15 protein-coding genes, 1 tRNA gene and 1 pseudogene are annotated in these 15,503 nt (G+C 71.2%); 6 read left to right on the top strand and 11 right to left on the bottom strand.

Annotation, left to right across the window (positions count from 1 at the left end):
• Positions 1 to 481: 481 nt before the first annotated feature.
• The gene (locus tag ACXAHD_RS00665; RefSeq protein ID WP_475047568.1) at positions 482 to 1,840 is read left to right on the top strand and encodes an LppU/SCO3897 family protein; all 1,359 of its coding nucleotides are present in this window, start codon (positions 482 to 484) and stop codon (positions 1,838 to 1,840) included.
• Positions 1,837 to 3,672 (top strand): NHL domain-containing thioredoxin family protein, encoded by a 1,836-nt coding sequence (locus ACXAHD_RS00660; RefSeq protein ID WP_281552442.1) that lies wholly within the window; start codon positions 1,837 to 1,839, stop codon positions 3,670 to 3,672. Before ACXAHD_RS00665 ends, ACXAHD_RS00660 begins: the two co-directional genes overlap by 4 nt.
• Before the next feature lie 7 nt (positions 3,673 to 3,679).
• Here ACXAHD_RS00660 and ACXAHD_RS00655 read toward each other — a convergent pair whose 3' ends face one another.
• From ACXAHD_RS00655 to ACXAHD_RS00645, 3 genes are read right to left on the bottom strand one after another with little or no spacing between them, the layout of a single operon-like run.
• On the bottom strand, positions 3,680 to 4,429 hold the full coding sequence (locus ACXAHD_RS00655; RefSeq protein WP_281552441.1) for a LamB/YcsF family protein: 750 nt from the start codon (positions 4,427 to 4,429) through the stop codon (positions 3,680 to 3,682).
• On the bottom strand, positions 4,404 to 5,273 hold the full coding sequence (locus ACXAHD_RS00650; RefSeq protein WP_281552440.1) for a 5-oxoprolinase subunit C family protein: 870 nt from the start codon (positions 5,271 to 5,273) through the stop codon (positions 4,404 to 4,406). The genes ACXAHD_RS00655 and ACXAHD_RS00650 overlap by 26 nt, the downstream gene beginning before the upstream one ends.
• Positions 5,270 to 5,980 carry a 5-oxoprolinase subunit B family protein gene (locus ACXAHD_RS00645; RefSeq protein ID WP_281552439.1) on the bottom strand — a complete coding sequence of 237 codons (711 nt, stop codon included), beginning with the start codon at positions 5,978 to 5,980 and terminating at the stop codon, positions 5,270 to 5,272. The genes ACXAHD_RS00650 and ACXAHD_RS00645 overlap by 4 nt, the downstream gene beginning before the upstream one ends.
• A 96-nt stretch (positions 5,981 to 6,076) precedes the next feature.
• On the opposite strand from ACXAHD_RS00645, the gene trhA reads away from it, so the two are divergent.
• The gene (trhA, locus tag ACXAHD_RS00640) at positions 6,077 to 6,754 is read left to right on the top strand and encodes a PAQR family membrane homeostasis protein TrhA (RefSeq protein ID WP_278172704.1); all 678 of its coding nucleotides are present in this window, start codon (positions 6,077 to 6,079) and stop codon (positions 6,752 to 6,754) included.
• Positions 6,755 to 6,839: 85 nt separating this feature from the next.
• Here the strand turns inward: trhA and ACXAHD_RS00635 are convergent, their stop codons facing one another.
• Positions 6,840 to 7,127: a DUF6458 family protein gene (locus ACXAHD_RS00635; RefSeq protein WP_281552438.1), complete on the bottom strand. Its 288-nt coding sequence runs from the start codon at positions 7,125 to 7,127 to the stop codon at positions 6,840 to 6,842.
• A 116-nt stretch (positions 7,128 to 7,243) separates the two neighbouring features.
• Here ACXAHD_RS00635 and ACXAHD_RS00630 point away from each other — a divergent pair, with 116 nt between their 5' ends.
• On the top strand, positions 7,244 to 7,744 hold the full coding sequence (locus ACXAHD_RS00630; protein WP_289211786.1) for a SixA phosphatase family protein: 501 nt from the start codon (positions 7,244 to 7,246) through the stop codon (positions 7,742 to 7,744).
• 65 nt (positions 7,745 to 7,809) lie between these two features.
• Here ACXAHD_RS00630 and ACXAHD_RS00625 read toward each other — a convergent pair whose 3' ends face one another.
• The 4 genes and pseudogenes from ACXAHD_RS00625 to ACXAHD_RS00610 form a co-directional block, all read right to left on the bottom strand.
• On the bottom strand, positions 7,810 to 8,070 hold the full coding sequence (locus tag ACXAHD_RS00625) for a DUF6458 family protein (RefSeq protein ID WP_123606537.1): 261 nt from the start codon (positions 8,068 to 8,070) through the stop codon (positions 7,810 to 7,812).
• A gap of 102 nt (positions 8,071 to 8,172) precedes the next feature.
• Complete coding sequence (locus tag ACXAHD_RS00620) at positions 8,173 to 10,032, bottom strand: acyl-CoA dehydrogenase (protein WP_289211785.1); 1,860 nt, start codon at positions 10,030 to 10,032, stop codon at positions 8,173 to 8,175.
• A gap of 413 nt (positions 10,033 to 10,445) precedes the next feature.
• Positions 10,446 to 11,558, bottom strand: a complete 1,113-nt coding sequence (locus ACXAHD_RS00615) for a PP2C family protein-serine/threonine phosphatase (RefSeq protein ID WP_289211784.1) — start codon at positions 11,556 to 11,558, stop codon at positions 10,446 to 10,448.
• A gap of 371 nt (positions 11,559 to 11,929) precedes the next feature.
• Positions 11,930 to 12,238, bottom strand: a pseudogene (locus tag ACXAHD_RS00610) (septal ring lytic transglycosylase RlpA family protein); the annotation flags it as partial.
• A 185-nt stretch (positions 12,239 to 12,423) separates the two neighbouring features.
• On the opposite strand from ACXAHD_RS00610, the gene ACXAHD_RS00605 reads away from it, so the two are divergent.
• Complete coding sequence (locus ACXAHD_RS00605) at positions 12,424 to 12,990, top strand: phosphoribosyltransferase family protein (RefSeq protein WP_475047577.1); 567 nt, start codon at positions 12,424 to 12,426, stop codon at positions 12,988 to 12,990.
• Positions 12,991 to 13,030: 40 nt separating this feature from the next.
• On the opposite strand, the gene ACXAHD_RS00600 is transcribed toward ACXAHD_RS00605, so the two are convergent.
• Positions 13,031 to 13,474, bottom strand: a complete 444-nt coding sequence (locus ACXAHD_RS00600) for a hypothetical protein (RefSeq protein WP_281552434.1) — start codon at positions 13,472 to 13,474, stop codon at positions 13,031 to 13,033.
• Between the two features lie 74 nt (positions 13,475 to 13,548).
• Between ACXAHD_RS00600 and ACXAHD_RS00595 the strand changes: the two genes are divergently transcribed.
• Positions 13,549 to 14,328: a glycosyltransferase family 2 protein gene (locus ACXAHD_RS00595; protein WP_289211783.1), complete on the top strand. Its 780-nt coding sequence runs from the start codon at positions 13,549 to 13,551 to the stop codon at positions 14,326 to 14,328.
• Between the two features lie 342 nt (positions 14,329 to 14,670).
• Here the strand turns inward: ACXAHD_RS00595 and ACXAHD_RS00590 are convergent.
• Positions 14,671 to 14,744 (bottom strand) — tRNA-Gly (locus ACXAHD_RS00590).
• Between the two features lie 146 nt (positions 14,745 to 14,890).
• On the bottom strand, positions 14,891 to 15,403 hold the full coding sequence (locus ACXAHD_RS00585; protein WP_281552432.1) for a pyridoxamine 5'-phosphate oxidase family protein: 513 nt from the start codon (positions 15,401 to 15,403) through the stop codon (positions 14,891 to 14,893).
• Positions 15,404 to 15,503: the final 100 nt, after the last annotated feature.

The raw sequence follows: 15,503 nt of genomic DNA, 5'->3' as shown, positions 1-15,503 counted from the left end.
CAACCGTGTCTCTCCCCCATCCCCCTTCGCCCCGTTGTCCCACCCCCCCCTCGATCGTTGTTCCCTGCCTGGTGGTGGTTAGCGGCCGGGACCTCCCCCCCACCTTGCCGGCTCCGCCCCCCTTCCCCCGCCGCCCTACCCTGCCCCACCCGGCATTCCGGCGCCTAGCATTCCGGCGGCCGAGCCCTGGTCGCCCCAGCAAGCCTGGCGGACCGACCCGGAGCGACCCGCGACGCCGGCTCCCGCCCCGCCACCCCCGGCCGTGCCGCCGGCCGCCGCAGGGTTCGGCGAACTACCGCAGCGTCAGCCGGAGCCGCAACAGCAGCCCGAGCCGTTCCGCCGACCGGAAGCGCAGCAGCAACCCGAGCCACCGGAACCACCGCGATTCGCTCCGGGTCCGCCGTCGGAGTCGCCGCGGCCCAGCGGTGCGCTACCTTTCTCGCCGTCCGGCCCGACGCCACTGCCGCCCCAGGAGACACGGGTGCCCGGTGCATCGCTGGCCGCCGCGCTCGGCGGTGCCCCGATGCCGCCCGATCCGCAGCGGGCCCCACACGTACCACCGCAGCAGGCCCCGCACCCGCCGCAGCAGGCCCCACACGTACCGCAACAACGTGGTCCGTACCCCGAGCCGGCACTTGCCGACGCCCACCCGGGCTTCCCCGGTTCCGGGCAACCTGGCGGCGAAGCCGGCAGCCCGGAGCCGGTCGGCGACCGGCCGGCGCCGACCGCCGGGCCGCCCGTACAGGCTGGTCCCGGAGCCGAGCAGCACCGCCCAGCGGTCGCGGCAACCGGCGGCACGAGCCGAGCGGTAACCGCCACCGCAGCCGTGCCCAGCACCAGCCGGGTCGCCCCGCCGACGGATCCGGCTGCGCTGCCCACCGGTCGGGCACCGGCCCAACCCCGCGTCTACGGCCGGCCGGTCAACAACGCCGAGCCAGCCGCCGAGCAGCACCCCGAACAGTTCGGCCAGCGTCCCCACCAGTCCGGCCAGAACGGCGTTCCGTTCGCACCACCCGGCTCGCCGGTCCCCATGCCGGAGCACAACCCCGGGCTGCCTCCGCTGACACCACGTCGCCCCGGACAGGTCGCGCCTCCGTTCGGTGCCCGGCCGACGCCGGACGGGGCACCGGACGGCGCCGGCCCCGACGCTGCTGCGCTCGCACTGCCGCACCTGAGCGCCGGGGCGCACATCCAGCCCAGCTCACCGCCGGAGTCGGCGCAGGGCTACCGACCAGCCGGTGCGCCGCCGTACGGAGACCTCGTCGACTCCGGCAACGCCGGGGCGGGTCACTGGAACCGCCCCGGCACAGGTGACCGGCAGCACCCGCCCGGCCCCGGCCAGCCAGGAGCTTCACCGGCTGCCGACGGCGCCCCGCCGGCCGGCCAGTGGGGGCCGCCCGATCCGGAGCAGAACCGGTTTGACGCGTTCCGGCCGGATGCAGCAGAACCGGCCGCCGACGAGGCCGAAGCGGAGCCGGCCCCCCAGGTCCGCAACGGACGGGTCCTCGTCGCGGTTTTCGTCGCCGCCGTGCTGCTGGTGGGAATCCCGATGTCGCTGGTCTGGCTCATCACCCGGCCAGGAGATCAGCCGTTCAACCCGGCCGTCGGCGACTGTGTGAAACAGTCGGGCAACACCGCCGCATCGGCCGACTGCGCTGAGCCGGGCGCGTATCAAATCATCGCCAAGGTCGACCAGCTCGACCAGTGCGACGACCCGACCGCCCCGCACATCGAGATCCCGGCGGACTCGGGCCGGGCCCAGGTCCTCTGCCTGCAGGCCGCAGCAACCGAACCGGACCCGGAGGGCAGCGCGGACGTTGGCGAGGAAGCCACCGAGTGACCGCGCCTCGCGTCCGGGCGCCCGAGCTCAACGGTCGACAGTGGCTGAACACCGATGGCCGTGACATCGGCCTACGGGAGCTGCGTGGACGTATCGTCCTGCTGGACTTCTGGACCTTCTGCTGCGTCAACTGTCTGCACGTACTGGACGAACTGCGGCCGCTGGAGGAGAGGTACGCCGACGTCCTGGTGGTGATCGGGATTCACTCGCCGAAGTTCGCCCACGAGCGGGATCCGGCGGCGGTGGCGGCCGCCGTGGAACGGTACGGGGTGAGCCACCCGGTGCTCGACGACCCGGAGCTGGACATGTGGCAGCAGTACGCCGCTCGGGCCTGGCCGACCCTGGTACTGGTCGACCCGGAGGGCTACGTCGTCGCCACCATGGCCGGCGAGGGACACGCCGATGGTCTGTCCAGGGAGATCGACCAGCTGATCCGGACGCACGAGGCGAAGGGCACGCTACGCCGAGGCGACGGCCCGTACCTGCCGCCGACGCCGGCCGACACCACCCTGCGCTTCCCCGGCAAGGCGGTGGCGCTCGACGACGGGGCCCTGCTGGTCTCCGACTCGGCCCGGCATCAGCTGGTCGAGCTCGAACCAGACGGCGAGACCGTCCGTCGTCGGATCGGCACCGGCGAGCGCGGCGGTGCCGACGGATCCGCCCGGTCCGCGACGTTCAGCGAACCGCAAGGTCTGCTCCGGCTACCGGCCGACGTCGCCGCCGTGGCCGGGTACGACATCGTGGTCGCGGACACCGTCAACCATCTGCTGCGTGGCCTGCGGTACGCCACCGGGGAGGTACGCACGGTCGCCGGCTCCGGCCGCCAGTGGCGCTCGACGGTGGACTACCACCCGCACGACGCCCGCGCCGTCGACCTCTCCTCGCCCTGGGACCTGGCCTGGTACGACGGCAAAGTGATCGTCGCCATGGCCGGCATCCACCAGCTCTGGTGGTTCGACCCGGCGACCCGCACCACCGGCATGTACGCCGGCACCACCGTGGAGTCGCTGCGCGACGGCCCGATCCCGGACGTCTGGCTGGCCCAGCCGTCCGGCCTCGCCACCAGTGTCGACGGCCACCAGCTGTGGATCGCCGACAGCGAGACCAGTGCGCTGCGCCGGCTCGCCGACGGCGAGCTGCGTACCGTCGTCGGGCAGGGCCTGTTCGACTTCGGCCAGGTCGACGGCGCGGCGGCCGACGCGCTGCTGCAACATCCGCTCGGCGTGTGCGCGCTCGCGGACGGTTCAGTGCTGGTGGCGGACACCTACAACGGCGCCGTCCGCCGCTACGACCCCGCCACCGACCGGGTGTCCACGGTGACCGACGGTCTGGCGGAGCCGAGTGACGTGCTGGTTACCACGGACGGCACCGTCTGGGTGGTGGAGTCGGCGGCACACCGGCTCACCCGGCTGGCACCGGGTGCCCTGTCGGCGGCCGGCGCCACGGTCGTCGGTGCCCGGCGCCGCGCCGAACGGCCACCGACGCTGATCGCACCGGGTGAACTGTCGCTCGAGGTGGTGTTCACTCCGGCGCCCGGTCAGAAGCTGGATGCCAGTTTCGGCCCGGCGACCCGGCTGGAGGTCTCGGCCGATCCACCGGAGCTGCTGCTCGACGGGGCAGGCAGCGACACCGGGCTGACCCGGCGGCTGGTCATCGACCCGGCGGTGGCCGCTGGCGTGCTGCAGGTGGTCGCCCAGGCGGCGACATGCGACGCCGACGCCGAGCACGCCGCCTGCCACCTGACCAGGCAGGACTGGGGAGTGCCGGTACGGATCGACCCGGCCGGTGCGGGTCGGTTGCCGCTGATCCTGCGCGGAGTCGACTCACACTGACCGTCGGTCAGACGAAGGCGGCGAGGCGTTGACCGTCCGCGAGCAGTGCGGCGCGAATCCGTCCGGCCAGCTCCACCGCGCCGGGCGTGTCACCGTGCAGGCAGATCGACTCGACCGGGCTGGTGACGGTGCTGCCGTCGGTGGCCGTGACGCTGTGCCGCCGGGTCAGGGACACCGCCTGCCCGACGACCTTGTCGGGGTCGCCGAGCAACGCGCCCGGGTCCGATCGGGGCACCAGCCGACCGTCGGGCAGGTAGCCACGGTCGGCGAAACCCTCGCCGACCGCCCGCAGCCCGGCACCGGTGGCGAGCTGCCCGAGGACCGAGCCGGGCAGGCAGAGGACCGGCAGCGCGGGGTCGTAGTCGGCCACCGCGGCGACGACGGCGGCGGCCTGCGCCTCGTCCACGCAGGCCGTGTTGTACAGCGCGCCGTGCGGCTTGACGTAGCGGACCCGGGTCCCGGCCACCCGGCAGAAGCCGTCCAGCGCGGCGATCTGGTAGAGCACGTCGTCGCGCAACTCGTCAAAGCGGTAGTCGATCCGTCGCCGCCCGAAGCCGGCCAGGTCGCGGTAGCCGACCTGGGCTCCGACGGCGACGGCCCGTTCGGCGGCGGCCGCGCAGATCCGGCGCATCGTCACCGGGTCGCCGGCGTGGAAACCGCAGGCGACGTTCGCGGAGGTCACCACGTCCAGCAACACCTCGTCGTCGCCGAGTCGCCAGATACCGAAGCCCTCACCGAGGTCCGCGTTGAGATCCATGGAACCGCACAGTAGTACCGGGCCGTGCCTGGGCCAGCGGGGTGACGTCGTCGACGACACCGACCACCGGGTATCCGCCGGTGGTCGGATGGTCGGCGAGGAAGACCAGTGGCTGGCCGTCGGCGGGGACCTGGACCGCGCCGAGCACCAGCCCTTCGCTGGGGAGTTCGTCGCGGACGGACCGGGTGAGCGGCGCGCCGGTCAGTCGGACACCGATCCGGTTGCTCAACGGGCTGACCTCGTACCCGGTGGTGAGCAGCCGCTGGACCGCCTCGTCGGTGAACCAGTCCGCCCGTGGCCCGAGCCGGACGGCGAGCCGGACCGGAACGACCGGCGCGGACCAGGGCACCGCGTCGGCCGCAGCCCGGCCCAGCGCCGCTGGCGGCGGTGCGGTGCCGACCGGCAGCACATCGCCGTCGCGTACGGTCGGCGGTCCGATGCCGGCGAGCGTGTCGGTGGACCGGCTACCGAGCACCGCCGGTACGGCGATCCCGCCGGCGACCGCGAGATAGCTGCGGACGCCGTACCGGGTCGGGCCGATCTCGACCACGGCGTCCGGTGGTACCGGCGTCGAGGTGAGGAAGCCACCGGACCGGCCGGCGATCCGGACCGTTGCCGGCGCCCCGGCGAGCGCGACCCAGCCGCCGGTGCGCAACCGCAGCGTGCAGCCGGTCAGGGTGATCTCCAGACCGGCGGCGTCGGGCGGGTTGCCGACCAGCCGGTTGGCCAGCGCCAACGCCGGCTGGTCGAGCGCACCGGCCCGAGGTACGCCCAGGTGCGCCCAGCCGTACCGGCCGCGGTCCTGCACGGTGGTGAGCGCGCCGGCCCGGATCACCTCGATCATCGGTCCGCCCCGTTTCCGGCCGGAGCCTGCGGCGCGACCGGCCCGGGTGCGGTGGTCGGCCCGGTGGCGGTCAGCCGGACCCGGGTGCCGGGGGTCAACGTCGCGGGCGGCTCCCGCCCCAGGTCGAACAGCACCAGGTCGGTACGCCCGACCAACTGCCAGCCGCCGGGCGACGCAGTCGGGTAGATGCCGGCATATTCACCGGCCAGGGCAACCGAGCCGGCCGGGACGGCGGGGCGTGGCGTGGCTCGGCGGGACACGCGCCATCGCCTGGGCAGGCCGGTCAGGTATCCGAAGCCGGGCGCGAAGCCGCAGAACGCCACGGTGAACTCGATCCGGGTCAGCTGGTCCACGACGTCGGCGACGGCGACCCCCCACTGCCCGGCGACGTCGGTCAGGTCGGGACCGTCGAACCGGACCGGTACTGTGATCCGCCATCCGGTGTCGTCGACGGCCTCGGCCGCCGCCGGTTGCCAGCCGGCCAGTTGGCTGGCGGTCAGCGCGGGGTCCGGCAGGCCGTCGAGCAGGATGGTCCGGGCTCCGGGGACGATCTCGGCCACCCGCAGGTCGCCGAGTTCACGGCGCCGGCTCAGCTCGGCGCGCCAAGCGTCGACCGGGCCGGGTTCGCTGTCCCCGGGTTGCACGGTGCCAGCCGATGCCGCCCATTCGAGCAGTAGCGCGTGCCGGCCGACCGGAAGTATCCGCATGGGTTCATTGTCGGCCGCCGGACGTCAGCTGGGCAGGAGGCGGACGTGAGGCGACTCACTACCAGCGGGTAACCTACGGTGCCGTAACCTTATCTGGTGACCACCGAAGCGCCCCTTCGCCTCAAGCCGGTCGACATCGGCAAACCCCGGATGCGCGGCTGGCTGCACACGTACGCATTCTTCGTGGCCCTGGTCAGCGGCATCGTGCTCTGTGCACTGGCCGCCACCCGACCCGGCTGGACCGCGCTGGTCAGCTGCGTCGTCTACAGCCTGACGGTGTGCGGACTGTTCGGCACCAGCGCGCTCTACCACCGCCGGGTCTGGTCGGAACGGGCGTACCAGATCATGCGCCGCCTGGACCATTCGATGATCTTCGTCTTCATCGCCGGCACCTACACACCGTTCTGCCTGCTCCTGCTGCCCGGACGCAGTGCCGCCACCCTACTGACCGTGGTGTGGGTCGGTGCGCTGGCCGGGGTGGCGATGAAGCTGATCTGGCCGCATCTGCCGCGCTGGGCCGGAGCCCCGCTCTACATCGCCCTCGGCTGGGTCGCGGTGGTGGTACTACCCGACATCCTGCAGCACGGCGGGGTCACCGCACTGGTCCTGCTGATCGTCGGCGGCGCGGTATACAGCGTCGGGGCGATCTTCTATGCGCTGCGCCGCCCCAACCCGTGGCCCACCGTCTTCGGCCACCACGAGTTCTTCCATGCCTGCACCCTCGTCGCCGCGCTGTGCCATCACATCGCGATCTACTTCGCGCTCTACGCCTGACCCGCCACCACCCCGCCGGGGACCCGGCTCGGGGCCGTCGGAGATCCTGTTCCGTCGGGGGGTGGCGGTCTGCTCGATGTCCGGATCACCGCCGCACCGGGCCACCCGGGCGACGCACCTCCCGGTACTGCTCCTCCACGACCCGGTCCGACTCGACCGGGGCAGCCGGCGCCGGCTCGTCCTGCGCGGTCGGGGACACCACCGTACGGCGGCGGCTCTGCCAGAACCACAACGTCAGGGCCAGCCCGAACACGCCGGCCACCATCAACACCCAGCCGACCGTGGTCAGGTCGAGAAAGCCCAGTTCGGCCTCGACCGCGAAGGCCAGGATGGCGCCCAGGGCGATGAGGAAGATGCTTCCGCCGATGCCCACTTCGTACCTCCTTGGCTATTGCCGGCACCGTCGTGCCGGCCGGATGCCGCTTGTGAGGTAGCGGCGGGCACGGATGTACCCAGGCGCTTGCGAACTCAATCAGGCAAGCTGCACTGATGACCCGACGCAGCATCGTGCTGCTCCGGCACGCGAAGGCGGAGCAGCCCGAACAGATGGCAGACGAGCAACGCGGGCTCACCCCGCGCGGACACTCGGACGCGGCACACGCCGGGCAGTGGCTGGCTGAACACCAGCTCTGGCCCCAGCTGGTGCTCTGCTCGCCGGCCCGGCGCACCAGGCAGACCTGGCAGGAGGTGGCGGCGGCGGGTCCACCGGCACCCGCCCGGTTCGAACCCCGGTTGTACGGCGGGACCGCGGTCGACCTGCTCGACCTGGTGCGGCAGTTGGACGACTCGGTGTCCCGGGTGTTGATCGTCGGGCACAACCCGACGGTCTCCTACGCCTCGGCGCTGCTCGACCCGATCGGTGCCAGCGACAGCGGACTGCGGACCTGTGGGATCGCCGCTCACGAGTTCACCGGCGAGTGGACGGCGTGCGGACCGCAGGCGGCACCTGCGACCCGCACGTACACCGCCCGGGCAGCTGGAACCAGCTGACCGCGCAGCCCAATCAGTTTGGCGGCGCGGTCAGCTTTGGCGACGTGGTCAGGTTGGCGACGTGGTCAGTTGGGCGGCTGCGGCGGTTCCGCCGGCGGCGGCACCATCTGCGCCGGATGGGCCAGCTTGTTCTCCTCGACGATGACCGTCCGGGCCCGGCGGCGGCGATCGTTCCAGAACCAGAGCACGGTGAGCAGGATCGCCAACCCGGCCAGGATCAGCACCCAGCCCACGGCCCGCACGTCCAGCCACCAGACGTCGGCCCGGACGGCGTACGCCAGGATGGCGCCAATTGCGATGAGGAAGATTCCACTGCCGATACCCATGCGTGCACTCCTTGTGCGGTGGCTACAAGTTGTGCGGTCGCCTGCTGATCTACCCGCCGGGGAGGGCTCGAAACGGCGGCGGCGGAACCTCTGGTTGTCTCCTCAGAACGCGTCCTCGGGTAGGTCCATCAGGTCGAGTCCGGTTCCGGCGATGATCCGACGGTCGGCACCGATCCGGGGCAGCACCTCGCTGGCGAAGAACCGGGCGGCAGCAACCTTGCCCTGGTAGAAGCTCTGGTCGGCGTCGGATACCCCGTCACCGCCCAACGCGGTCAGGGCGACTTCGGCCTGCCGCTGCAGCAACCAGGCGATCACCACGTCGCCGAGCGCCAGCAGCAGTCGCCGGCTGCTCAGACCGACCTTGTACAGCGAGCGCGGCTCGCCGCTCTGCACCTCGCCGAGCCAGCCGGTCATCACGCCGAGGATGTTCTGCACCTCGCCGAGCGCCCGGCCGAGCGCGGCGCGCTCCTCCTTGAGCTGGCCGTTGCCACCTTCGGCGGCGATGAAGGCCTGGATCTCGCCGGCGATCGCCATCAACGACTGGCCGTTGTCCCGTACGATCTTGCGGAAGAACAGGTCGAGGCTCTGGATCGCGGTGGTTCCCTCGTACAGGGTGTCGATCTTGGAATCCCGGACGTACTGCTCCAGTGGGTAGTCCTGCAGGAAGCCGGAGCCGCCGAAGGTCTGCAGCGACTCGTGGCCGAGCAGTTCGTACGCCCGTTCCGAGCCACACCCCTTGACCAGGGGAAGCAGCAGGTCGTTGACCCGCTTGGCGAGCTGCACGGTCTCCTCGTCGCCGGCCGCCCGGGCTACGTTGATCTTGTCCTGCCAGCTGGCCGTGTAGCAGACCAGCGCGCGCAGGCCCTCGGCGTACGACTTCTGCAGCATCAGCGACCGACGGACGTCGGGGTGGTGGGTGATGGTCACCCGCGGTGCCGACTTGTCGGTCATCTGCAGCAGATCGGCGCCCTGGACCCGGTTCTTGGCGTACTCGAGGGCGTTGAGGTAGCCGGTGGAGAGGGTGGCGATCGCCTTCGTGCCGACCAGCATCCGGGCGTACTCGATGATCAGGAACATCTGCCGGATTCCGTCGTGCACGTCGCCGAGCAGCCAGCCCTTCGCCGGCACCCCGTGCTCACCGAAGGTGAGCTCGCAGGTGGTGGAGACCTTCAGCCCCATCTTGTGCTCGACGTTCGTGGCGAAGACGCCGTTGCGCTCGCCCAGCTCACCGGTTGCCCCGTCGAAGTGGTACTTGGGCACGACGAACAGCGACAGCCCTTTGGTACCCGGACCCCCGGCGCCCTCGACACCGACCGGACGGGCCAGCACGTAGTGGATGATGTTCTCGCTGAGGTCGTGCTCGCCGCTGGTGATGAAGCGCTTGACGCCTTCGATGTGGTACGAACCGTCCGGCTGCGGAATCGCCCGGGTGCGCCCGGCACCCACGTCGGAGCCGGCGTCCGGCTCGGTCAGCACCATCGTCGACGCCCACTGCCGCTCGACGAAGAGCTTGGCCCACTCCTTCTGCTCCGGCGTGCCCTCGACGTAGAGGGTGTGCGCGAAGGACGGCCCGGAGGCGTACATCCAGACCGGCGCGTTGGAACCGAGCACCAGGTCGGCCAGCGACCACCACAACGCCCGTGGCGCGTTGGTGCCGCCGAGCTCTTCCGGCAGGTCCAGCCGCCAGAACTCGGCCGACATGAAGGCCTCGAACGAACGTCGGAACTCGGGCGGCAGGGTCACCGAGTGGCTGGCCGGATCGAAGACCGGCGGATTGCGGTCGCCCGGCACGAAGCTGGGCGCAAGCTCCTCACGGGCCAACCGCTCGACCTCGCTGAGGATGCTCCGGGCGGTGTCGACGTCCAGGTCGGCGTAGGGCGCCTGGCCGAAGGTGCGGTCGGCGCCGAAAACCTCGAACAGGTTGAACTCGAGGTCCCGAAGGTTGCTCTTGTAGTGGGTCATCGCGTGGCGGCCCCGCTTCCAAACAGCTGTTACTGGTCAGTAACCATCACTGTATTACTCCCGGGTAGCCAACGACAAGCACGTTGTCTGGCAAACCGAGGACAGCAACGGGGCAGCCCACGGCCCACCAGCCGTCACTTGTCCGGAATACGGTCGTTTTGCCCGGTGCAAGAGGCAGAAATTGGGCAAAACCCAAGAAGCGCCGCAGTTGCCATCAGGAGGCACAGATGTCCGTCACCCGCCTGCTAAACGCACTGGTTGAACCGATCGCCAACCGCCGCTACGTCGGCCGGCACCGGGCCCTCGGCGGCACCAGTTTCCTGTTCGCGATCGCCCAGCCGGCCTGACCTCTCCCAGGTCTCGGCACACCAGCTGTCATCGGGTGCTCCGTCCCGCCGGGGCGGCACGGCCACTCAGCCGCCGGGCGCGCCGACCTCCCAGCTCGGTACGGACGGGGCCGGCACCGCCCCGGAACCCGAGTACTCCATCAGGACCAGGGCGATGTCGTCGTCGAGCCGCCCGTACACCCACTCGACCAACGCCGTCTCCAGTGATGCCAGGCCGTCGCCAACGGTGCCGTGACCCAGCAGCCGCCAGGCCCGGTCCGCGGTGGGGAAGAAGGCACCGTCCCGACGTGCCTCGCCCAGCCCGTCGGTGAACAGCAGTAACCGGTCACCCGGCTCGAGACGTTCGACCCGGGGACGTACCACCGGCATGAACCCGAGCGGCGGCGCCGGAGCCGGCGGTTCCAGCGGGATCACCTCGCCTCGGCGCAGCAGCAACGGAGCCGGATGTCCGCAGTTGACGATGGTCAGCGTTCCGCCGCGCTCCTCGACCAGGGCGGCGGTGACGAAATCCTCGTCGCCCACGCTGCGCGCCACCGCCCGGTCCAGGTCCGCCACGATGGCCCGCAGGTCAGCCCGCTCATAGGCGACGTGCCGGTACGAACCCAGGACAATGCTGGCCAGTCGGACCGCGTCCAGGCCTTTGCCCCGTACGTCCCCAATGATCATGCGTACGCCGTATGGCGTGTCGAGCGCCTCGTACAGGTCACCGCCGATGTCCGCAGCGGCGGTGGCGGAGATGTAGCGTCCCGCCACGGCGAGCGTGCCGACCTGCGGTCCGAGCGGACGCAGCACCGCCTGCTGGGCCACCGACGCCAGCCGCGAAAGCTCAGCGATCTGCTGTGCCTGCCGTTCCCGGATGACCGCGACCGCCGCCGCCAGCCCGGTGGCCAACGCGACACCGACCACGTTCACCGCGGTCGCCAGCGAGAGCATCTGACCGGTCAGCGCGAAGATGCCACCGACCAGGGTGGCCAGCACCCCGGTGGAGAGCACCACCCGCCACGTCGCGAAGGCCGCCGCGAGGAACGGGGCAGCGGCGACCAGACCGACGTAGTTGACGCCGGACCCGTCGGCGATCTCCACCACGGAGACGAGCGCGAGCAGCACGAGGGCCGCGCCGAGGCCGACGCGGGAACCAGCGCTGAGTGGGCGGCGGCCGCCCATCGGGATGATGTGCATGGGTACGCGAAACAGCATGACTCATCAGTGGCGGTGGCCCAACGGAGTTGGCCTGTCGTCTGATCCGGAAATGGCCACCCGGAGTATTGGACAACCTTGGCACCCTGGCTATCCCCCGGGTGGGCGGCGAGCGGTTGCTCAACCTGTGGGCAAACCTGAAAATGGCACATCACGCCGCTGACCAGTGGCTCGACACTGAGTGACAACTCAGCCTTGCGGTCAGTCGCCGAGAATCTCGCAGCGCACCTGCAGGTGACCCAGGTCAAGAGTCGCAATCTTCGCGAAAGCGGCACGGGCCAGGTCGAGGCACCGGTCTGTGGGTTGGCCACCCGCACCTCGGTGCCGAACGGCAGGGTACGGTGCGCGGCGGTCATCCCCGAAGGGTCGAACGCCTCACCGTTCGCGGTGACCTGTCCGCTGGCGTAGTACGACGCACCGCAGGTGCCGCTCTCCACCACCTGGCCACCGGTCTGGTCCCCGTTCTGAGTCGGGGCCGGTTCCGGCGTCGGGGCGGCTCGGTCGGCCCCACGTGCCGCCCGGGTCGACGCGGTCGAGCGGTCCGGGCCCGGCGAGCCGGACGCCGTGGACGGGGTGGTCGTGGACGCCGCAGCCGTGGACGGCACGGCCGTGAACGCCGCAGGCGGTGTCGTCGACGTACCGGCGGTCAGTTCGAACGCCATGGCCGTTCCGCCCGCGAGTACACCGACCAGCAGGATCACCGCCAGCCATGCCGCCAGCCGCAGGCAGGCCGTGCCGTTCAAGTGTGCCCGGCAGATCTACCAGCGAGGACTCCCGGCATACTCGACCGGTGACCGACGCCGCAGGCGCTCACCCACACCGGTCCCGCCCAACCGCGACCGGCGACGTGCCGCAGCCGCCTGCACTCCGGCGGCTGCTGATCGACACCTTCGTCTGGCACGACCCCGGCCCGACCAGCAGCCATCTGGTGAGCGACCTGTCCGGGTGGTGGCGACACCCCCGAATCCTCGCCGGGATCGGCCCGGCCCTCGCCGAGCTGTCCAGCGCCGGCCTGGCCGACGCGGACCGGCCGAGCACAGTGATGACCCCGCAGGTCACCGGGCTGCTTGTCGGCCCGCTGGTGGCGACAGCGCTCGGCGTCGGCGTCGTACCCGCGTACAAGGAGGATCCGCAGCGGACAATCGCAGACGCGACCACCTGGACCACGACGGCGCCCGACTACCGGGGCCGCACGCTGCGGCTCGGTGTCCGTGACCGGCACCTCGGCCCAGGCGACCGGGTCCTGCTGGTCGACGACTGGGTCACCAGCGGCGCGCAGCTGCGGGCCATGGCGCAGCTCGCCGCAGCTCGCGGGGCGGTCGTCGTCGGCAGCGCCGTGATCGTCGCCGACTGTCCGCCCGCCGTCGTCGACGAACTCCGAATCCACAGCCTGATCCACAGCAGAGACCTGTGAACCGCCGGGACGGCGGTCGGGCCCTCGTCGGGCAGAGCGGCTACGGGGTCGCCTCGTGTCCCGGTCGGCCGACGGTACGCCGGGCCTGCTTCATCTCCGCCTCGTGGATGTGCCGGCGGCCGCCCGCCAGCGCGTCACGGGCCGCCCGCTCGACCGCCTGGAAGGTCGCGTAGTAGCCGTCGTCGAACTCCTCGACGATCTGGAACGTCCAGCGGCCCGGCAGGACGTTGCGACCAATCAGCTCCGTCTCGACCCGATCCGCCATGTCCTGGTGACCGGCTCCGCGCAGCAGCTGGACGACCCGGTCCAGGGTCGCGTCCGCGCCGCCGATCAGCTGGTGCATGGAGTAGAGGTGGCCACGGGCCCGGTGCACCGTCTCCAGTGCCTTGCTCAACTCGCCGAGCGCCGCGACCGTTGCGTCGTCCACCCCTCGAGGTCGGGCGTGGTCGGCATCCACAGCCAGCAAATCCTTCGGTTCCGACATGGCACATTCGTACCAGAGACCGGGGCGCCACAACGCTGGGTCAACGATCAACAACCCATAGTAGAGTCGGAGCGATGCGCCGGCCCCCGCAGACCATCTCGGTGGTCACTCCTGTCCATCCCGCGAGCATCCCGTACCTCGCTGACGCGTACGCCTCGCTGCGGGCGCAGCGGATGCCGCCTGGCTGGCAGTGGCGCTGGCTGGTGCAGGAGGACGGGCAGACCGGCGAGGTCGCCGCCGCGCTGCCTCAGGACCGCCGGATCAGCGTCGGCCACAACCGCCCCGGTGGCCCCGGCGTCACCCGCACCATGGCGCTGTCCCGCGCAGACGGGCCGCTGGTCAAGGTGCTCGATGCCGACGACAGGCTGACCTCCGACGCGCTGGCCCGCGACATCGCGGTCCTCACCGCCGACCCGACGGTCGGCTGGACCACCGCGGCGGCGCTCGATCTGCTGAGCGACCACCGCACGGTACGGATGGCCACCGATCCACCGGGCGGCCGGTTGCCCGCCGGTACGGTCCACCGGTGCTGGCAGGAGGACGCCTACCGGCTGCCGGTGCACCCGGCGACGCTGTGCATCCGTACGGACCTGCTGCTGGCCCTGGGCGGCTGGCTGGCGCTGCCCGCCTCCGAGGACACCGGGCTGCTCCTCGCCGCGAGCACGGTCAGCGACGGTCACTTCATCGACGAGCCGGGGTTGCTATACCGGAAGTGGCCCGGGCAGGTGACCAACCAGCAGGCCCACTGGTCCCCGACGGAACGGGCCGACCGGATCCAGGTGATCGAAAGCCGGGTCGCCGCGCTGGCGCTGCTGGGTATCGGCCCGACGTCGTCCACACCGCAAGGTCGGTGACGATGCGCGGCGGTCGTTGCACGCAGTGCAACCCCATCGGGCCAGGGTCGCCTGTTCGGCCTGATGCCAGAGGTGCATCAGGATGCACCTGCGGCATCACGTGTGCGGAGGCATCTTGGGTCCCCGGGCGGGCAGCTCTGGCAGCCAGCCGACAGACCAAGGACGGTACGGCGCTCACGTCGCAGCTGGAGAGCGAACTGGTCGCAGAAGCCGAGCGCGGGTACGACCCCGAACACCTGATCAGCGTCCGGGTTGACGACCGGAATCTAGGAATTGATCAAAAGGTGGCAGAGCTGACCAACCGCAGCCCAGGACCGACGTCCTGAGCGGGTCTTCCGCATGTGGAGCGGGTGACGGGAATCGAACCCGCACTGTCAGCTTGGGAAGCTGATGTTCTGCCATTGAACTACACCCGCGAGCGGCCCCACTCTACCCGGTCCGCCCGGTCGCTGCGCAACAGGCCCGGCCGCCAACCGAGCACAGCATGGGGTACGGCTCGGCGCCCGTCGACCGACCGTCAACGGGTAGGGCGTCAACGCGTCGGCCGGTGCCACGCGGCGGGTCAGCAGGCGACCGGGGTCGGCACCGGGTGGGAAACGCTGCCGCTGGTCGGGTCGAGCCAGACCTGGACGGCTGGTTGCCGTGGCGCCGCCGCGTAGTGGCCGGTGCCGCCAGCGCGTTGCGCCACCATCGCCACGTCGACGGTGAACTCGAACAGCCGCCAGTCGACGTGCGGCACGGCCCCGAGATCGCTGGCGAGCCGACCCACCTTGGCCGGATCGGTGACCGGATGCGCCCGACCTGCCAGGTACGCCTCGTCGTCTCTCTCCTCCGGCGGGAACGAGTGCAGCGCGTACCGACCGTCCCGCTCCAGGTCACGCCGCTTCGGCGAGTCGATGATGAAGCAGAACAGCCCACTGTCGGTGATCACCGGGGAGACCGGGTGCACCCGGGGACCACCGTCGGCTCGGACGGTGGCGAGGTAGCCGAGGCCGGGACCGTACTGCTGCATGAGGAGTCGGATCGCCGTGGCCAGGCGGGGCTCGTCGGCTGCGAACTCGGACCAGGTTGCCATGCGGTGATTCTATCGAACATGTGTACGAAGAGATAGTGGGATCGCCCGGCCACGCCGATCCGGGTACGTTCCGGCCAGGACACCGGCCGCACGGTCACAC

The organism is Micromonospora sp. ABR4_055 (genome assembly GCF_056160425.1).
The sequence above is the reverse complement of the archived record's forward strand: the minus strand, read 5'-3'. Positions and strand labels throughout refer to the sequence as shown.

What these genes read in the sequence shown, in the direction of transcription:
- ACXAHD_RS00625 (WP_123606537.1), bottom strand. Translation starts at nt 8,070, where the DNA reads ATGGGTATCGGCAGTGGAATCTTCCTCATCGCAATTGGCGCCATCCTG.
- ACXAHD_RS00645 (WP_281552439.1), bottom strand. Translation starts at nt 5,980, where the DNA reads ATGCGGATACTTCCGGTCGGCCGGCACGCGCTACTGCTCGAATGGGCG.
- ACXAHD_RS00615 (WP_289211784.1), bottom strand. Translation starts at nt 11,558, where the DNA reads ATGCACATCATCCCGATGGGCGGCCGCCGCCCACTCAGCGCTGGTTCC.
- ACXAHD_RS00650 (WP_281552440.1), bottom strand. Translation starts at nt 5,273, where the DNA reads ATGATCGAGGTGATCCGGGCCGGCGCGCTCACCACCGTGCAGGACCGC.
- ACXAHD_RS00620 (WP_289211785.1), bottom strand. Translation starts at nt 10,032, where the DNA reads ATGACCCACTACAAGAGCAACCTTCGGGACCTCGAGTTCAACCTGTTC.
- ACXAHD_RS00595 (WP_289211783.1), top strand. Translation starts at nt 13,549, where the DNA reads ATGCGCCGGCCCCCGCAGACCATCTCGGTGGTCACTCCTGTCCATCCC.
- ACXAHD_RS00585 (WP_281552432.1), bottom strand. Translation starts at nt 15,403, where the DNA reads ATGGCAACCTGGTCCGAGTTCGCAGCCGACGAGCCCCGCCTGGCCACG.
- ACXAHD_RS00600 (WP_281552434.1), bottom strand. Translation starts at nt 13,474, where the DNA reads ATGTCGGAACCGAAGGATTTGCTGGCTGTGGATGCCGACCACGCCCGA.
- ACXAHD_RS00630 (WP_289211786.1), top strand. Translation starts at nt 7,244, where the DNA reads ATGACCCGACGCAGCATCGTGCTGCTCCGGCACGCGAAGGCGGAGCAG.
- ACXAHD_RS00655 (WP_281552441.1), bottom strand. Translation starts at nt 4,429, where the DNA reads ATGGATCTCAACGCGGACCTCGGTGAGGGCTTCGGTATCTGGCGACTC.